2 pseudogenes are annotated in these 1,207 nt (G+C 37.8%); both read left to right on the top strand.

What is annotated here, in order from left to right:
• Positions 1 to 228: pseudogene (locus tag ACSC97_RS18125) on the top strand (IS5/IS1182 family transposase); the annotation flags it as partial.
• Between the two features lie 52 nt (positions 229 to 280).
• Positions 281 to 1,096: pseudogene (locus ACSC97_RS18120) on the top strand (lyase family protein); the annotation flags it as partial.
• Positions 1,097 to 1,207 lie beyond the last annotated feature (111 nt).

Below are 1,207 nucleotides of genomic sequence, written 5' to 3'. Positions count from 1 at the left end.
AATGAGTTACTTCAAACGGTTAAACATTTAGGCAGAACCCTATGGAAAAAATGGTCGGGTTATCACCGTCGTAGTTTGGTGGAAACCAAGATGCATTGCATCAAATTATTAGGTGATAGGCTGACGGCAAGACATTTTCAAAGTCAGGTCAATGAAATTCATGCGCGTGTGGCAGTTCTGAATAGATTTACGGAATTAGGTAGACCTCGCACCCAAGTTGTGTCTTAAATTTGAATGGATTGGGGAGAACTCAGCTTTTGAATGTTTATGCAACAAAGCCAGTTTTAGAGCAAAATCTGAAGAGTTTTCGGATATTTTGAAAATGGGTAGAACTCAGTTACAAGATGCTGTGCCGATGACATTAGGACAAGAATTTGGGGCTTTTGCTGCTACATTACAAAATGATTTAGATAAATTAAATCAGATCATGCCCGATGCTTTGAGTGTTGTAAATCTAGGTGGTACTGCGATAGGTACAGGGATCAATACTGAAGTGAAGTATCGTGAATATGCTATCGAAGCTTTGTCAGAAATTACGGGTCGTAAGATTAGCAGTTCACCTGATTTAATTGAAGCCACATCAGATATGGGTGATTTTGTTTTATTGTCGAGTTTCCTAAAACGTACAGCGACAAAGCTTTCAAAAATCGCCAATGATTTGCGTTTATTATCGAGTGGTCCACGTGCTGGTTTAAGTGAAATTTATCTTGAGCCACGTCAGCCTGGAAGTTCAATCATGCCAGGTAAAGTGAATCCTGTAATTCCAGAGGCAATGAATTTAATTTGTTTCCAAGTGATTGCAAATGATTTGGCTGTCACTTTAGCTGCTGAGGCAGGGCAGTTGCAGCTTAATGCGATGGAACCATTGATTGCATTCAAACTATTTGAATCAATTGATTTGCTAGGAAAAGCAATGCAAATGTTCCAACTTAAATGTATTGATACGATTCGTGCTAATGCGGAACTTTGTCAGTCACAAGTTGAAAATTCGATTGGTATTATTACAGCATTAAATCCATTTTTAGGTTATGAAACCACGACACGTATTGCTAAACAAGCAAATGAATCTGGCCAAAGTGTGCTGAGTTTAATTAAATAGGACTTACGCACTATTATTTATAGACTCTCTGTGGTAGCAGATGATTTTTATCGAGAATAAAGTCATCAATGAAGTTTTTGATCATTGGTCTAAATAATTTCTTCTGCC

Origin of the sequence: Acinetobacter sp. P1(2025) (assembly GCF_051390655.1) — a bacterium.
GTDB lineage: Bacteria > Pseudomonadota > Gammaproteobacteria > Pseudomonadales > Moraxellaceae > Acinetobacter > Acinetobacter junii.
Note: the sequence above shows the minus strand (reverse complement) of the source record. Positions and strands in the feature narration are given on the sequence as shown.